The 16,717-nt window shown below is 71.1% G+C and carries 13 protein-coding genes; 5 read left to right on the top strand and 8 right to left on the bottom strand.

What is annotated here, in order from left to right:
• Positions 1–4: 4 nt before the first annotated feature.
• Positions 5–394: a (2Fe-2S) ferredoxin domain-containing protein gene (locus DEJ48_RS05410; protein WP_150214952.1), complete on the top strand. Its 390-nt coding sequence runs from the start codon at positions 5–7 to the stop codon at positions 392–394.
• 27 nt (positions 395–421) lie between these two features.
• Here the strand turns inward: DEJ48_RS05410 and DEJ48_RS05405 are convergent, their stop codons facing one another.
• The 3 genes from DEJ48_RS05405 to DEJ48_RS05395 form a co-directional block, all read right to left on the bottom strand.
• Positions 422–922 carry an FBP domain-containing protein gene (locus DEJ48_RS05405; protein WP_150214950.1) on the bottom strand — a complete coding sequence of 167 codons (501 nt, stop codon included), beginning with the start codon at positions 920–922 and terminating at the stop codon, positions 422–424.
• 37 nt (positions 923–959) lie between these two features.
• On the bottom strand, positions 960–1,688 hold the full coding sequence (locus DEJ48_RS05400) for a GNAT family N-acetyltransferase (protein ID WP_150220979.1): 729 nt from the start codon (positions 1,686–1,688) through the stop codon (positions 960–962).
• 68 nt (positions 1,689–1,756) lie between these two features.
• Positions 1,757–2,680, bottom strand: coding sequence for an NADP-dependent oxidoreductase (locus tag DEJ48_RS05395; protein WP_150214948.1), 924 nt, complete (start codon positions 2,678–2,680; stop codon positions 1,757–1,759).
• 171 nt (positions 2,681–2,851) lie between these two features.
• On the opposite strand from DEJ48_RS05395, the gene ppk2 reads away from it, so the two are divergent.
• Positions 2,852–3,811: a polyphosphate kinase 2 gene (gene ppk2 / locus DEJ48_RS05390; RefSeq protein WP_190537218.1), complete on the top strand. Its 960-nt coding sequence runs from the start codon at positions 2,852–2,854 to the stop codon at positions 3,809–3,811.
• Positions 3,812–3,851: 40 nt separating this feature from the next.
• On the opposite strand, the gene DEJ48_RS05385 is transcribed toward ppk2, so the two are convergent.
• The 3 genes from DEJ48_RS05385 to mgtA form a co-directional block, all read right to left on the bottom strand.
• Positions 3,852–4,400, bottom strand: a complete 549-nt coding sequence (locus DEJ48_RS05385) for a DinB family protein (RefSeq protein WP_150214946.1) — start codon at positions 4,398–4,400, stop codon at positions 3,852–3,854.
• A gap of 7 nt (positions 4,401–4,407) precedes the next feature.
• A complete protein-coding gene (locus DEJ48_RS05380) occupies positions 4,408–5,643 on the bottom strand; it encodes a serine hydrolase domain-containing protein (RefSeq protein WP_223831907.1) in 1,236 nt (411 codons plus the stop codon).
• 61 nt (positions 5,644–5,704) lie between these two features.
• Entirely contained in the window at positions 5,705–8,434 is a 2,730-nt protein-coding gene (mgtA, locus tag DEJ48_RS05375) for a magnesium-translocating P-type ATPase (RefSeq protein ID WP_150214942.1), read from the bottom strand.
• A 579-nt stretch (positions 8,435–9,013) separates the two neighbouring features.
• Here mgtA and DEJ48_RS05370 point away from each other — a divergent pair.
• From DEJ48_RS05370 to DEJ48_RS05360, 3 genes are all read left to right on the top strand, one after another.
• Positions 9,014–11,071: a phosphocholine-specific phospholipase C gene (locus tag DEJ48_RS05370; RefSeq protein ID WP_150214940.1), complete on the top strand. Its 2,058-nt coding sequence runs from the start codon at positions 9,014–9,016 to the stop codon at positions 11,069–11,071.
• 76 nt (positions 11,072–11,147) lie between these two features.
• On the top strand, positions 11,148–13,697 hold the full coding sequence (gene valS / locus DEJ48_RS05365) for a valine--tRNA ligase (protein ID WP_150214938.1): 2,550 nt from the start codon (positions 11,148–11,150) through the stop codon (positions 13,695–13,697).
• A gap of 173 nt (positions 13,698–13,870) precedes the next feature.
• Positions 13,871–14,827, top strand: coding sequence for a phospholipid scramblase-related protein (locus DEJ48_RS05360; RefSeq protein WP_150214936.1), 957 nt, complete (start codon positions 13,871–13,873; stop codon positions 14,825–14,827).
• Positions 14,828–14,906: 79 nt separating this feature from the next.
• Here the strand turns inward: DEJ48_RS05360 and DEJ48_RS05355 are convergent, their stop codons facing one another.
• Together DEJ48_RS05355 and DEJ48_RS05350 are read right to left on the bottom strand one after the other, a co-directional pair.
• Positions 14,907–15,833: a DMT family transporter gene (locus DEJ48_RS05355; RefSeq protein WP_190537216.1), complete on the bottom strand. Its 927-nt coding sequence runs from the start codon at positions 15,831–15,833 to the stop codon at positions 14,907–14,909.
• On the bottom strand, positions 15,830–16,627 hold the full coding sequence (locus DEJ48_RS05350; RefSeq protein ID WP_150214934.1) for a phosphatase PAP2 family protein: 798 nt from the start codon (positions 16,625–16,627) through the stop codon (positions 15,830–15,832). Before DEJ48_RS05350 ends, DEJ48_RS05355 begins: the two co-directional genes overlap by 4 nt.
• Positions 16,628–16,717: the final 90 nt, after the last annotated feature.

Genomic DNA, 16,717 nt, shown 5'->3' with positions numbered 1-16,717 from the left:
CCGTATGAGTCCCGTCGTCTCCATCGGTGCCGCAGCCCGCCGCCCCTGCACGCTCGTCGTGTGCCGGGGCTGCTGCTGCGGCGACGCGCGCAAGAACCCCGGCATCGACCACGCCTGGCAGCTGGAGCGGCTGCGCTCCGCCGCCGCGGCGTCCCGGGGCCGGTTCACGGTGCGCACGAGCGACTGCCTCGGCCCGTGCGGCCAGGCCAACCTGGTCGTGGTCCAGCCGTCGTCCGAGGGACGCAGGCGCGGCGGCCGTGCGGCCTGGGTCGGATTCGTCACGGACGACGAGTCGCTCGACGGGATACTCGCCTGGGCCGAGGCGGGCGGCCCGGGCCTCGCGCAGCCGTCGGCGACGCTCGCGCTGCAGATGGTGGATCCCCGCGCGGTCTAGCAGGGGCTTCAGGGCCGGGCCCGGTCGCTAGCCGGCGATGATCTGGTCCAGGAACCCGTTCAGGTTCTGCAGGGTGCGGGCGTTCTGCTCCTCCAGCGTGAGGCTCTCCTCCATGCGGCGGGCGAGCGCCGTGGTCTTCTTCCCGCGTACGTAGAGCGAGCAGGCCAGGTCCGCGCAGATGTACATGCCGACCGAATTGCCCTGGCGGCCCGCCGCGCCCGCCTTCGGGGCGACGAGCAGCGCGATGCCGGAGCCGGACTGCGGTGTCACGCAGACCGAGCAGATGCTGGACTTGAGCAGGCTCTTGCGAGCCCCCGTGGAGGCACGCAGGGCAAAGCCCACGGGCTCGCCGTCCCGCCACGCGACCACGTAGCCGCGGTCGGGGGCCTTGGGGTCGCGCCACCCGAGGAAGTCCAGGTCGGACCACGGGGTGTCGGCGAAGCCCGCGGGGAGGGTGAGTCTGCGGGCCTCGCCCTTGGAACAGTTCACGAAGGACGCGCGGATCTCGTTCTCACTTACGGGCTGCATGATCCGGAAGCTATCAACGACGAGCGGCGCAGTCCCCTCATTTTCTGTCGGCGGTCGCCTGCCCGGGCACCCGCGCCCCGCGGAACGCCGTCGTGCGGCGCAGCCGGAAACCGAGCGACTCGTAGAGGCGGATGGCACCGGTGTTCTCCGCCGACGTGTGGAGGAACGGCTGCTCGCCGCGCGCCCTGATGTTGTGCGCGACGGCGAGGACGAGACGCGTCCCGAGGCCCTGGCCGCGGTGTGCGGGGTCGGTGCAGACCGCGCTGATCTCCGTCCAGCCCGGCGGATGCAGACGCTCCCCGGCCATCGCGACGAGGGCGCCTCCGCGGCGTATGCCGAGATACGTGCCGAGCTCCACGGTGCGGGGTGCGAAGGGGCCCGGCTCCGTGCGCCGGACCAGATCCAGCATCTCGGGCACGTCGTCAGGGCCGAGCCGCACGGCTTCGGGGTCCGGCGCGGCGGCCACCCCGTCGTCCACGAGCTGCACCCCGGACACGTCGAACGTCGTCTCCCACCCCTCCGGCGCCCGTACCGTCGTCGCGAGCAGCGGCACCTCGGCGCCGGGCCCGGCGAGCGCGGCCAGGTCGGCCCAGTCCGCGTCCGTCACGTCATCGGGCAGCGCGAGGAACGGCGACACGTCGACCGGATACCGCACCACCCGCCCCTGACCCTCCGCGAAATGCGCGTGCGGCCCGGTGAGGGAGGCGCGGGCGGGGTTGTCGAGGGGGTGGGGTACAGGTGTGGGGGCGCCCGCGGTCTCCGTCAGGACCGCAGTCTCCGCCCTCTCCGTCGGACTCGCCGCCTCCGCCGCCCCGCCCTCTTCCACCAGCGTCGTCACGCCGTCACCTCGATCACCGTCTTGCCCCGCGCATGGCCGTCCTCCACCGCGCGCAGCGCGTCGCCCGCGCGGTCCAGGGGGTACGCCGCCGTCACCTGCGGACGCAGTACGCCCGCCACGGCGAGCAGCGCGATCTCGTCCAGGACCGCCGACGTGCGGGCCCGCGCCACCGGAGCGCCGCCCAGCTCGGTCACCGTCTCCTTGGCCGCCGCCGTGATCAGCCTCTCGCGGTCGGGGAGCAGCTGTGCGACCTCGGCCAGGTCCGCGCCGCCCACCAGGTCGAAGACGGCGTCGACGCGCCCGTCCGGGGCCGCCTCACGTATGCGCTCCGCCAGCCGGGGACCCGGCGCGACGTGGACGGCGCCGAAGGACTCGACGAACTCCTTCTTGCCCGCGCTCGCCGTGCCCACCACCCGCAGTCCGAAGTGAACGGCGATCTGGGTCGCGGCCACCCCCACGCCGCCCCCGGCACCCGTGATCAGCAGGGTCGAGCCCGCGGGCAGGTCCAGCTGGCGCAGTCCGTCGTACGCGGTCGCCGCGGCCACCGGGAGCACGGCCGCCTCGACGAACGACAGTGCGTCGGGCTTGTGGGCGGCGATGTCGGCGGGGACCAGCGTGAACTCCGCGTACCCGCCGGTGACCGGATTGCCGAAGACCGGGTCGCCGACCGCGAACCCCTCGACCCCGGGCCCGACCGCCCGTACGACACCGGCGACCTCGCTGCCCAGCACCTCGTGACCGGCGAGCGGCGCCTGCCCCGGGCGCCGCTTGCCCGCCCGCAGCTTCCAGTCGACCGGATTGACGCCGGCCGCGCGCACCGCGACGAGCAGCTGCCCGGGCCCCGGCTCCGGTACCGGGAGGTCGAGGAAGGTCTCCACCTCCGGCCCGCCGTGCCGGGTGAACGCGTACACCTTGGGCATCTGGTTCCCTCACATCCCCGCTCATCGATATGCCACAAGAGATGACCAACAAGATCGCCCGGCTATTCCCGAGGGGCGCCCACGACGCGATTGCGAGTGCTGAGACGCGATCTCGGGGGCAGGCTGTCCGGTGAGGGCATCGAGGGACTGGGAGAGGGAGAGGGCTGCGCGGTGGAGCCGACCGGTCGGAACGAGGACGATCTGCTCGAGGGTCTGTCCGTGGACGAGGCGCGCCCGGAGCGCCCCGTGCTCCTCGACGAGGAGGGGCGGCCCCTGCAGACGTGGCGGGAGAACTACCCGTACGCGAAGAAACTGGGCCGGAGCGCTTATGAACGGCGCAAGCGGATCCTGCAGATCGAGCTGCTCAAGCTGCAGAAGACGGTGCGTGAGCAGGGGCTGCGCATCGCGGTGCTGTGCGAGGGGCGTGACGCGGCGGGCAAGGGCGGCACGATCAAGCGTTTCACCGAGCGGCTGAACCCACGTGGTGCCCGGACGGTGGCACTGGACAAGCCGACCGAGCACGAGGCGGGCCAGTGGTACTTCCAGCGGTACGTCGCCCAGCTGCCGTCGGCCGGCGAGATCGTCTTCTTCGACCGGTCCTGGTACAACCGCGCCGGGGTCGAGCCGGTGATGGGCTTCTGCACCCCGAAGGAGCACCAGCACTTCCTGGAGCAGGCTCCGCAGTTCGAGAGGATGATCACCGAGGACGGCATCACCCTCATCAAGTTCTGGTTCTCCGTCTCCCGGGCGGAACAGCGCACGCGGTTCGCGATCCGGCAGGTCGACCCGGTGCGCCAGTGGAAACTGTCCCCCACCGACATCGCCTCGCTGGACCTGTGGGACGCCTACACCTACGCGAAGGTCCAGATGTTCCGCGCCACGGACGCGCCGCACGCCCCGTGGACCGTCGTGAAGACCAACGACAAGCGCCGCGGCCGCCTCGAAGCCATGCGCCACCTCCTGCTCCAGCTCGACTACGAGGCGAAGGACACGGAGGCCGTCGGCAAGGCCGACCCCCTGATCATCGGCCCCGCCAACACGCTCCTCGAACCGGGCGAGGACCCCACGGACCTGTCGCCGAGCAAGCTCGCGGACAAGGACCGGGGGCCCGGCCAGCACCCCGGCGCGTGAGACGCACGGTCCCGCGCGCCGCCTGTCATGACACAGGCTCTTACAGCCCCACCGCCCCGTCGATCCGCTCCCGCAGCAGATCGGCGTGGCCGTTGTGGCGGGCGTACTCCTGGACCAGGTGCAGCAGCACCCAGCGCAGCGACACCGTGCCGAACAGCGGGCTCTGTCCCTCGACGTCGAGATCGGGCGCCTGGGCCACGAACTTCTCGGCGAACTCCACCTCGGCCCGCCACGCCTCCCAGGCCGCGGCGATCGCGCCCGGCTCCGCCACGGCTCCGTCGAAGTCCTCGTCGGCGTTGTCGGGCGTGGGGTAGAGAGGGGTCACGTCGTGACCGGCGAGGGCCATCCGGAACCAGCGTCGCTCCACATCGGTGAGGTGCCGGACCAGGCCGAGCAGCGACAGCGCGGAGGGCGCGACGGCGCGGTCGGCCAACTCGTCCTCCAGACCGCGGCACTTGAGCTCCAGGGTCTCGCGCTGGGACCGCACGAAGTAGCTGAGCATGGCCCGTTCGTCTCCGGTGGTGAGCGAACCGAAGCGGGGGTCCGGCGCGCTGCCCGTGAAGAAGACGGCTCTTCTGCTGGTAGTCATGCGCCCATCATCTGCCGCGCACGGGACCCCGTTCGCGCAGCCCCTCGTACAGCGCGCCTACCAGGTGGACGCTGCGCAGGTCCTCGCCCGAGGTGCCCGCGCCCATGCGGTTCATCGTGTACGCGTACGAGACGCCGTTCTCCGGGTCGGCGAAGGCGTACGACCCGCCCGCGCCGCCGTGCCCGAACGCCCGCGGGTTGGGGCCCGCCTGGCCATACTGGTTGAGCATGTAGCCGAGGCCCCACGGCCATGTGTCGGCCAGCGAGGTGCCCGTCCGCAGGACGAGGTCCGGCTCGTCGCCGTCGCTCTGGCAGGTGCGCAGCCGCTCCACCGCGCCGGACGAGAGGAGCCGTCCGCACGCCAACTCCGCGTACACGGCGGCGATTCCGCGAGCGGTGGCGTGTCCGTTGGCGGCGGGGATCTCCGCGCACCGGTAGGCCGCGGCGTTCACGTCGCCGAGCGGCAGGTACTGGAGGGCTAGGGTGGCCGGCGCCATCGGGTGGTCCGACAGGCCGGTGACGGGAGGCTTCGGCACGTCGCCGAACACGGTCCGCGAGGACGCGGGCGAGGGTGGCGTGGAGGAGGGCGGCGCCTCGCGCGAAAGGGGCGGCGCCATGTCCGCGCACCGCCCGTGCTCGCTCTCCTGCGTGCCGACGTGGACGTCGGCGCCCAGCGGGCCGGTCACCTCGGTGCGCAGGAACGTCCCGAGCGAGACTCCCGTGATCCGCCGCACGACCTCGCCGACCAGGAACCCGAAGGTCACCGCGTGGTAGCCCTGGGCGGTGCCGGGGCGCCACCACGGCCGCGTCGCCGCCAGTGCCTCGGTCACCTTCTCCCAGTCGTACACCGCGCCCGGCGCCATCGGCTCGCCCGGCGCGATGAGCCCGGCACGGTGGCTGAGCAGCCAGCGCACCGGGATGTCGGCCTTCCCCGCGTCGGCGAACTCGGGCCAGTACCGCGTGACCGGAGCGTCCAGGTCCAACTCGCCGCGGTCCACCAGAAGATGGGCGCAGAGTGAGGTCATGCCCTTGGTCGTGGAGTAGACGTTGACCAGGGTGTCCCGCTCCCAGGGGCGGGTGCCGGTCCGGTCCGCGTCGCCGCCCCACAGGTCGACGACGAGCTCACCGCCGACGGTGGCCGCGACGGCCGCCCCGAGCTCGTCGCGCTCGGCGAAGCTCCGCTCGAACTCCGCTCGCACGCCCTCGAAGCCCGGGGCGCAGGTGCCGTGGACGCGCACAGTCATGCCGTGCATGGTTGCCCACGGCACCTGGTTTTACAAGGTGCCGGAGGTATCCGGGTGGCTGCTACAGCCAGTCGTGGTAGCGCCGGATGTACCAGCCCTTCACCACCTGGGTGAGCGCGCAGTACGCGAGCAGCGTTCCGGCCAGCCACGGGAAGTAGCTCATCGGCAGCGGCTCCATCGACAGCGCCCCGGCGAGCGGCGAGAACGGCAGCCAGAGGCCGAGGAGCATCACCGCGCCGGTCATCACCAGGACCGGCAGCGAGGCGCGGGACTGGATGAACGGGATCTTCCGGGTGCGGATCATGTGCACGATGAGGGTCTGGGACAGCAGTCCCTCGACGAACCAGCCCGTCTGGAACAGGGTCTGCTCCGCGGGGGAGTCCGCCCCGAAGACGTGCCAGAGGACCACGAAGGTCGTGATGTCGAAGACCGAGCTGATCGGGCCGACGCGCACCATGAACCGGCCGATGCCCCGCGCGTCCCACGTCCGCGGCTTCTTCAGGTACTCCTTGTCCATGCGGTCCCACGGGATCGCCAGCTGGCTGACGTCGTAGCAGAGGTTCTGCACCAGGAGGTGGATGGCGAGCATCGGCTGGAAGGGGATGAAGGCCGATGCGACCAGGACCGAGAAGACGTTCCCGAAGTTCGACGACGCCGTCATCTTGATGTACTTGATGGTGTTGCCGAACGTCTGACGGCCCATCAACACACCCCGCTCCAGGACCATCAGGTCCTTCTTCAGGAGGATGATGTCCGCGGACTCCTTCGCGATGTCCACCGCCGTGTCGACGGAGACGCCCACGTCCGCCTCGCGCAGCGCCGCCGCGTCGTTGATGCCGTCCCCGAGGAAGCCGACTGTGTGTCCGTCCGCCTTCAGCGCGCGCACGATCCGTGCCTTCTGGACCGGGTTGACCTTCGCGAACACCGTGGTCCCACGGGCCAGTTCGATCAGCTCGCCGTCGTCGACCAGATCGACGACGGCGCCGGTGACCAGCTCGCCCGCGTCGAGGCCGACGTCGGCGCAGACACGCGCGGCGACCAGTTCGTTGTCGCCTGTGACGACCTTGACCGCGACGCCGTTCTCGGCGAGCGCCCGCAGCGCGTCCGCCGCGTCCTTCTTCGGCGGGTCGAGGAAGGCGAGGAACCCGACGAGCGTCAGCTCCGTCTCGTCGGCCACCGAGTAGGTCTCGCGCTCGGGGGTGTCGGGGTCGACGGGGAAGGTGCGGATGGCGACCGCGAGGACCCGCAGGCCCTCCCGGTTGTGGCGGTCGGTGAGGTGCGTGACGTGTGCGCGCAGCTGCCGGGTGAGCTGCACGCGCTCGCCGCCGTCCATCATGTGGCCGCACCGGTCGAGGACCTCCTCGACCGCGCCCTTGGTGATGAGCGTGTGCTCGAAGACGGGGCCGGAGATTTCGTTGCGGCGCAGGACCACGGACATGCGACGGCGTGCGAAGTCGAAGGGGATCTCGTCGATCATCGTGAAGAGATGGTCGACGACAACCTCCTCGGCCTCGTCGACCCGGTCGATGACCGCCTGGTCCATGAGGTTGCGGAGTCCCGTCTGGAAGTGGGAGTTCAGATACGCGTACTCGAGGACCTCGCGGTCCTCCTCGCCGCGCGTGCCGAGGTAGCGGTCCAGGACGATGCGGTCCTCGGTGAGGGTGCCCGTCTTGTCGGTGCACAGGACGTCCATCGCGCCGAGGTTCTGGATCGCGTTGAGCTGCTTGACGACGACCTGGTGCTTCGACATGGCGACGGCTCCGCGCGCCAGGTTGGCCGACACGACCATCGGCAGCATCTCGGGGGTGAGGCCCACCGCCACGGAGATCGAGAACAGCAGCGCCTGGTCCCAGTCGCCCTTGGTGAACCCGTTGATCGCGAAGACGACCGGGACCATCACCAGCATGAAGCGGATCAGCAGGAAGCTGACGCGGCGCACGCCGGTGTCGAAGGCGGTCTGCGGGCGGGCACCGGTAAGGGCGCTCGCCATGGAGCCGAAGTAGGTGTGCGCGCCGGTCGCGACGACGACGCCGGTCGCCGTGCCGGACGTCACCGATGTGCCCGTCAGGCAGAGGTTGTCGGCCTCCACGGGGTCCGTGGTGGTCCGCTGGCCCAGGTCGTGGGCGCGCGTGTCGGCCTTGGCGACGGGCAGCGACTCGCCGGACAGGGCGGCCTGGCTCACCATCAGGTCCTTGGCGGTGAGGAGCCGCAGGTCGGCCGGGACGAGGTCGCCGGCGGCGAGCCGCACCAGGTCGCCGGGGACGACCTGCTCCATCGGGATCTCTTCGGTGGTGGCGGTCTCGCTCCAGCGCCGCTGCACCGCGCAGTCCGTGGTGACCAGCTTCTTCAAGGCCTCGGCCGACCGGGAGGAGCGGAACTCCTGCCAGAACCGGAGCAACGCGCTGATCAGCACCATCGAGGTGAGGATGTAGACGCCGGGGTCGGCCGGGTCCTGCCAGTACATGACGGCGGCGAGCACGACGAGCACCCCGATGAAGGGGTTCCAGAAGGACTTGGCGAGTTGCACGGTCCAGTGCGGGGCGCGCTCGTGGGCGACGGTGTTCTCGCCGTACCGCTCGATGCGCTCAAGGACCTGGTCCTGACGCAGGCCGCGCGTCGTGGAGTTGAGCTCGCGCAGCACGTCGCGGGCCGGGAGCGCGCTGAGTTCGGCGAGTCGGGCGCCGACCTCACGGGTGCGTGCGTCCAGTTCGGCGGCCTTGCGGGTGCGGGGGGTGGGGCGGGGGTTCTCGCCTGGCGGGGCCAGGCGTACCGGGGGAATCAGCTTGTTCATGGCAAACCTCCCTCCGTGCCGGGCATGACGAGGCAAACCCGGGCACGAGGACGTGGATGTGTGAATGCGGGGTGAAGAAATCTCCGGGGTGGCGGAGGCACATCGACGTCGACAGGGGTGTCGCCGTCGTGGCCACGGCACGGCGGAGCAGGGGAAACGCATGGAAAGACGGCGAGCGGGAGTGCCTCGGGGGCGGCGGCACGAAGCGGCCGAAACCCACGTGATACGACCAGCGGCCACGGAGGGCGGCTGTCAGCTGCGGAACGCAGCCTCAGTGAAGATCACCGGAGAAGATCACCGCTGGCGCAAGGACTTCCTTCGGGACTCATCCCGAACACCTCCTTGCGATCGCGGGACGGAGCAGAACGCACCACGGAACGGTGCACGGCCAAGTGAGTCACGCGCATTCCCCTATGTCAAATATGGGACCTTCGCCCTGAATGCCCGGGACTTGTGTCGTGCCCATCAAGGGTTGGACTTCTCTTCACACGCCCGTCACAGCCCCTTCCGTATCGCTTGCTCCCCTTGGCACACTTCACCCCGCTCGCGTCCCCCACAAAACACGAGGTCGGAATAGTCATGCCTGAACTCAATCGGCGCCGCTTCATGCAGCTGGCCGGCGGCACCGCGACGTTCGCCATGCTCAACCAGAGCATCGCCCGCGCCGCGTCCCTTCCGGCCCGGCGCGCCTCCGGCACCATCAAGGACGTCGAGCACGTCGTGGTGCTCATGCAGGAGAACCGTTCTTTCGACCACTACTTCGGCAAGCTGAAGGGCGTCCGCGGCTTCGGCGACCCGCGCCCGGTGACACTGCCGAACGGCAAGCCGGTCTGGCACCAGCCGAACGGCGGCAAGGAAGTGCTGCCCTTCCACCCGGACGCCGAGAACCTCGGCATGCAGTTCATCGCGGGCCTCGACCACGACTGGGCCGGCGGCCACAAGGCGTTCAACAGCGGCGCGTACGACCAGTGGATCCCCGCCAAGTCCGAGCGCACGATGGCGTACCTGGAGCGGGACGACATCCCGTTCCACTACGCGCTCGCCGACGCCTTCACGGTCTGCGACGACTACCACTGTTCGTTCATGGGCGCGACCGACCCCAACCGCTACTACATGCTCACCGGGCACGTCGGCAACGACGGCAAGGGCGGCGGCCCGGTCCTCGGCAACCAGGAGGCGGGGTACGACTGGACGACGTACGCCGAGCGCCTGGAGCAGGCGGGCGTGAGCTGGAAGGTCTACCAGGACATCGGCGACGGCCTGGACGCGGCCGGACACTGGGGCTGGATCAACGACGCCTACCGCGGCAACTACGGCGACAACTCGCTCCTCTACTTCAACAAGTACCGCAACGCCAAGCCCGGCGACCCGCTCTACGACAAGGCCCGCACCGGCACCAACGCCAAGGCGGGCGACGGCTACTTCGACCTCCTCAAGGCCGACGTGAAGGCCGACAAGCTCCCGCAGGTCTCCTACATCGCCGCACCCGAGGCGTTCTGCGAACACCCCAACTGGCCCGTGAACTACGGCGCCTGGTACATCGCACAGGTCCTGGACGCGCTCACCTCCAACCCCGAGGTGTGGGCGAAGACGGCCCTGTTCATCACCTACGACGAGAACGACGGCTACTTCGACCACATCGTCCCGCCGTACGTTCCCAAGGACGCCAACCAGGGCAAGTCCACGGTCGCCACGACCCTCGACTACCACGCCGGCAGCGCCGGTTACGCGGCCGGGCACTACGGCCTCGGCCAGCGCGTCCCGATGATCGTCGTCTCGCCGTGGAGCACCGGCGGCTTCGTGAACTCCGAGGTCTTCGACCACACGTCGATCATCCGGTTCATGGAGACGCGCTTCGGCGTCAAGGAGCCCAACATCTCGCCGTGGCGCCGCGCGATCTGCGGCGACCTCACGTCCGCCTTCGACTTCAGCGGCAAGGACATGGACCCCGCGAAGCTCCCCGACACGGCCGCCTACGAGCCGCCGGACAAGGAGCGCCACGACGACTACGTGCCCAAGGCGCCCGCGAACCCGGCGCTGCCCAAGCAGGAGGCCGGTTCCCGGCCCGCCCGCGCGCTGCCGTACGTCCCGCTGGTGGACGGCGCCGCGGACGCCGCCGCCGGAAAGTTCACGCTCACGTTCAGCGGCGGCGCCAAGGCCGGAGTCTGCTTCCACGTGCGCTCCGCCAACCGCACCGACGGCCCCTGGACGTACACCACGGAGGCCGGCAAGTCCGTCTCCGACACCTGGAACTCGAAGTACTCCAAGGACGCCTACGACCTCTCCGTCTTCGGCCCCAACGGGTTCCTGCGCACCTTCAAGGGCCCCGGCAAGAAGGCGGGCCCCGAGGTGATCGCCCGCCACGACGGCACCACGGGCAACATCAAGCTGACCCTGAAGAACGCGGGCAGCACCGATGTGAACCTCACGGTGACCAACGCCTACGGCGGCGCGGGCCAGACCTTCAAGGTCAAGGCCGGCTCCTCCGTCGAGCACACCGTCGACCTTCGCGCGACCAAGCGCTGGTACGACCTGACGGTGAAGTCCGACGCGGACGCCGGGTTCCTGCGGCGTCTTGCCGGGCACGTGGAGACCGGCGCGGCGGGCGTGAGCGACCCGGCGATCCGTACGGTCTGACGGGGCCCCGGCCGACGTGGGCCGGGAAGGAAAAGGGGGCGCCTGCGGTCGGCGCGCATGGATAGCATCCAGAGGCATGGCAGACACCCATCGCCGTGCAGGCGTCCCCGAGAAGCCCGTCCTCGACGGGCTCGAAGAGAAGTGGTCTCGGCGATGGGACGAGTCGGGCGTATTCACCTTCGACCGCTCGAAGACCCGGGACGAGGTCTTCTCCATCGACACGCCGCCGCCGACCGTCAGCGGCTCGCTCCACGTCGGCCATGTCTTCTCGTACACGCACACCGACACGATCGCCCGCTACCAGCGCATGCGCGGCAAGGAAGTCTTCTACCCCATGGGGTGGGACGACAACGGGCTGCCGACGGAGCGCCGCGTCCAGAACCACTTCGGCGTCCGCTGCGACCCCGCCCTGCCGTACGACCCCGACTTCACCCCGCCCGACAAGCCCGGCAAGCACCAACTGCCCCTCTCGCGCCGGAACTTCATCGAGCTGTGCGAACGGCTCACCGGCGAGGACGAGAAGGCCTTCGAGGAGCTGTGGCGCCACCTCGGCCTCTCCGTCGACTGGTCGCACGGCTACCAGACCATCGACGCAGAGGCGCGCGCCGCGTCGCAGCACGCGTTCCTGGAGAGCCTGGAGCGCGGCGACGCCTACGTCGCGCAGGCCCCCACCCTCTGGGACGTCACCTTCCGCACCGCGGTCGCGCAGGCCGAACTGGAGGACCGGGAGCGGACCGCCGCGTACCACGAGCTCCGCTTCCGGGCCGACGGCGGCCGCTCCGTCCTCATCGAGACGACGCGCCCCGAACTTCTGCCCGCCTGCGTCGCGTTGGTCGCCCACCCGGACGACGAGCGCCACCAGGACCTGTTCGGCAGGACGGTCCGTACCCCGCTCTTCGACGTCGAGGTCCCCGTCGTCCCGCACCCCCTCGCGATGCCCGGCAAGGGCACGGGCCTCGCGATGGTCTGCACGTTCGGCGACACGACCGACGTGACCTGGTGGCGCGAACTGCGGCTCGCCACCCGGCCGGTCATCGGCTGGGACGGCCGCTTCCTCGCTGATCCGCCGGCCGGTGTCGAGTCGCAGGCCGCCCTCGCCGCGTACGCGCGACTCGCGGGCGCCACCGCGCACACCGCACGGGAGCGCGTCGTCGCCATGCTGCGCGAGAGCGGCGACCTGGTCGGCGAACCACACCCCGTCACGCACGCGGTCAAGTTCTTCGAGAAGGGCGACAAGCCCCTGGAGATCGTCACGACCCGCCAGTGGTACGTCCGCAACGGCGGCAGGGACGCCGCCCTGCGTGACCGGCTCCTGGCCCGCGGCACCGAACTCGCCTGGCACCCGCCGCACATGAGGGTCCGCTACGAGAACTGGGTCGGCGGCCTCAACGGCGACTGGCTGATCAGCCGCCAGCGGTTCTTCGGCGTCCCGATCCCCGTCTGGTACCCGCTGGACGCCGCCGGGCAGCCCGACCACACCCGCCCCCTGGTCCCCGACCGCTCCGCCCTGCCCGTCGACCCGAGCACCGACACCCCGCCCGGCTTCGAGGCGACGCAGCGCGACGAGCCGCACGGCTTCACCGGCGACCCGGACGTCATGGACACCTGGGCCACCTCGTCGCTCACGCCGCAGATCGCCGGGAAGTGGCGAAGCGACCCCGACCTGTTCGCGCGGGTCTTCCCCATGGACCTGCGCCCCCAGTCCCACGAGATCATCCGCACCTGGCTGTTCGCCACGGTCCTGCGCGCCCACACCGGGCACGACGCGCTGCCCTGGAAGCACGCGGCGATCTCCGGCTGGATCCTGGACCCCGACCGCAAGAAGATGTCGAAGACCAAGGGCAATGTGGTCACGCCGGGCCACCTCCTGGAGCAGTACGGCTCGGACGCGGTCCGCTACTGGGCGGCGAGCGGCCGGCCCGGCACGGACACGGCGTTCGACACCGGCCAGATGAAGATCGGGCGTCGGCTGGCCATGAAGCTCCTGAACGTCGGGAAATTCGTCCTGAGCCTCGGCGAGACGGGCGCGGGGTCCGACGTCACGCAGCCGCTCGACCGGGCGCTCCTCGCCGCGCTGGCGTCGACCGTCGACGAGGCCACCGCGGCCTTCGAGACCTTCGACTACGCCCGCGCCCTGGAGCGTACGGAGCAGTTCTTCTGGCACTTCTGCGACGACTACGTCGAGCTGGTCAAGGCCCGCGCGTACGGCGACCACGGCGACGCGGCGGCGACCGCGTCCGCGAGGTCGGCCCTGCGCACGGCGCTGGACGCGCTGCTCCGCCTCTTCGCCCCGGTCCTCCCGTTCGTCACGGAAGAGGTCTGGTCGTGGTGGCGGCAGGGCTCGGTCCACCGCGCGCCGTGGCCGGACGCGGCGGAGCTGCGGCGGCAGGCGGGCGACCCGGCGATCCTGACCACCGCCGCTCAGGTCCTCGCGGCCGTGCGCAGGGCCAAGTCCGAGGCGAAGGTCTCGATGCGCACGGAGGTCGGGAAGCTGACGGTCACGGCACCGCGCGCCGCCCTGGACCGCTTCGCGTCGGCCGAGGGCGACGTGCGGGCAGCGGGCCGGGTCGGTGCGGTCGAACTACGGGAAGCGGAGGTCGACCTGCGGGTGGAGGCGACGATGTGAGAGCGCAGGGTGCGCCCTGTTGGGCGCGCGGGGAACTGCGCGACCAGCCACGACGCACCCGCGGCCGGGAGGGGAACCGCAGAAACCGGCCACCGTCGGCTCCGTTGAGTCGGACATAACAACTCGGCAAGGGGCTGGCGGGACGCCCGTGCACGGAGGGTAGGGTCACCCGGGTGACAACGCATTCGAACACTCCTGCAGGCTGGTACCCGGACCCGCACGGCGCGCCCCAGCTGCTGCGCTGGTGGGACGGCTCCCAGTGGACGGACCACACCAATCCGGCCCCACAGGGCGGCCAGCAGCAGGCCCCGGCCCAGCAGGTCCCGCAGCAGGCCCAGCCCGCCCAGCCCGCGCAGGCCCAGCCCGCGCAGGCCCAGCAGGGGCAGTTCGGCCAGCCGCAGACCGCCGCGCTGCAGGGCCAGTTCGGCCAGCCGCAGGCGGCCCCGCAGGCCCCGCCCATGGCCGACCCGGCCAAGGTGCAGCGCCAGGTGCAGCAGCAGGCCGGCGTCGCGCCGGCCGCGCAGGGCGGCGGCACGCTGTTCACGGAGCCCGTCCTGGTCGTGAACCAGAAGGCCAAGCTCATCGAGCTCACGAACGAGTACAGCGTGATGGACCAGTCGGGCAACACGCTCGGTTCGGTCGTCCAGGTCGGCCAGAGCACGCTGAAGAAGGTCGCCCGCTTCGTCTCCAGCGTCGACCAGTTCATGACGCACAAGCTCGAGATCCGTGACGCGTACGGCCAGCCGCAGATGCTGCTGACCCGCCCCCGAAAGTTCATGAAGTCGCGGGTCATCGTCGAGCGCGCGGACGGCCAGCCGGTCGGCGAGATCGTCCAGCAGAACATGATCGGCAAGATCAACTTCGCCATGATGGTGAACGGCCAGCAGGTCGGCGCGATCAAGGCGGAGAACTGGCGCGCCTGGAACTTCTCGATCGTCGACCACGCGGACAACGAGGTCGCCCGGATCACGAAGACGTGGGAGGGCCTCGCCAAGACGATGTTCACCACCGCGGACAACTACGTCCTGCAGATCCACTACCAGCTGCCCGAGCCGCTCCTGAGCCTCGTCGTGGCGACGGCGCTCACCGTCGACACGGCGCTCAAGCAGGACGCCCGCGGATTCGGGTGACCGAGCCCCGCCAGGTGTGACAGCGGCGCCGGCCGCCCCCTTCGCGGGGAGCGGCCGGCGCCGTTTCGTGTTGCGCGGCCTACGCGTTCTGCAGGCCGGACGTGGCGGGCCGTGCCCCGTCGGGCGCGACCGTCTGGCCGGGGATGGACGGCAGGAAGTCCCGCTCCGGCGCCACCGCCAGGTCACGCGGCGACCGCGTGAGCACGACCACCCCGTACGCCGCCACCGCCGCGCCCGCCACGGCGACGAGGATGCCGCCGATGCCGCCCTGGAGGCGCTCGCCGAGCAGGGCCACGCCGATGACGGAGGCCGCGACGGGGTTGGTGAGCGTCACCACGGCGAGCGGGGCGCCGAGGCCGCCGCGGTAGGCGGTCTGCGAGAGCAGCAGGCCGCCCGCGGCGAACGCCGCGACCAGTACCGCCACGATCACCACCTGCGGGCTGAACAGCGGTCCCGACCGGTCCGTGACGGCGACCGTCACGGTCTGCGTGAGCGCCGACGCGACCCCGGAGGCGAAGCCGGACGCGGTCGCGTGCCGCAGCCCGGGCCGCGTACCGGGCCGCGAAAGGACCCCGATGACCGCCATCGTCGCCGCGGCCACGACCAGGGCCTCCGGCACCGTCAGCGTGTCGTCCGGCGCCGGTCCCGACGCGGTCAGGAGGAGCGCGCCGAGACCGATGAGCGTGAGCCCCGTGCCGCGCCACTCCAGACGCGTGACCCGGCGTCCCGCGAGACGCGCGCCGAGCGGTACCGCCGCGACCAGGGTGAGGGCGCCGAGCGGCTGGACCAGAGTGAGCGGACCGTACTTGAGCGCCGCCACGTGCAGCAGCGCCGCGGAGGCGTTGAGCCCCACGGAGGACCACCAGACACCGCTGCCGAGCATCCGCAGGACCCCGCTCTCGCCGAGCTGGACGCGCGAGGCGAGCCGCTCCTGCGCCACCGCCGCGGCGGCGTACGCGGCCGCGGAGACGAGCGAGAGGGCGACGGCGAGCAGCGTGGCGCTCATCGGCCGGCCCCCGAGGAGACGAGGTGCTGCGTCGGCGCGGGCGCGGAACGGTGCACGACCCGCGAGCGGCCGGGGCGCGGCAGCCGGATCACCGCGAGCGCGATGCCGAGGAGCGCGGTCGCGGCGAGCGCGTCGAGCCAGTAGTGGTTGGCGGTGCCCACCACCACGAGCAGGGTCAGCAGGGGGTGCAGCAGCCACAGCCAACGCCACCGCGTCGAGGTGGCGACGATCATGCCGACGGCGAGCATCAGCGCCCAGCCGAAGTGCAGGGAAGGCATGGCGGCGAACTGGTTCGCCATCGTGTCGGTCGCGGGCTTGGCGGCGTACACCGAGGGCCCGTACACCTGCGCCGTGTCCACGAGGTGCGCGGCGTCCAGCATGCGCGGGGGAGCGAGCGGGAACCCGAGGTGCAGGACGAGCGCCGCCGCGGTGAGCGCGGCGAGCACGCGGCGCGTCCATACGTAGTGCCGGGGGCGGCGCAGGTAGAGCCAGACCAGGAAGAGCAGGGTCGCCGGGAAGTGCACGGTCGCGTAGTACGTGTTCGCGACGTGGATCAGCGTGTCGCTGCTGAGCAGGGCGTCCTGCACGGCGCCCTCGCCGGGCAGGCGCAGCGCGCGCTCGGCGTCCCACACGCGGTGCGCGTTGTGGAACGCCTCGCCGGTGTGCCCGTTGGCGAGCTGCCTGCCGAATTTGTAGACGAGGAAGAGTCCTACGACGAGGAGGAGCTCGCGGACGAGGGGCGGTCGGACCTGTATGTCCGGCTCCCGTTCGGCAGGCTCGGTTCGGGATTCCATCCCCCGGCCCCTTTGCGTGACGACTGGGTAGTGCGGTGCTGAGCGAGGGGTCTCCCCACTCATCGATACGCCAGTGTACCGTCGAGTACG

It is taken from the genome of Streptomyces venezuelae (assembly GCF_008642315.1).
Taxonomy (GTDB): Bacteria; Actinomycetota; Actinomycetes; order Streptomycetales; family Streptomycetaceae; genus Streptomyces; species Streptomyces venezuelae_D.
The sequence above is the reverse complement of the archived record's forward strand: the minus strand, read 5'-3'. Positions and strand labels throughout refer to the sequence as shown.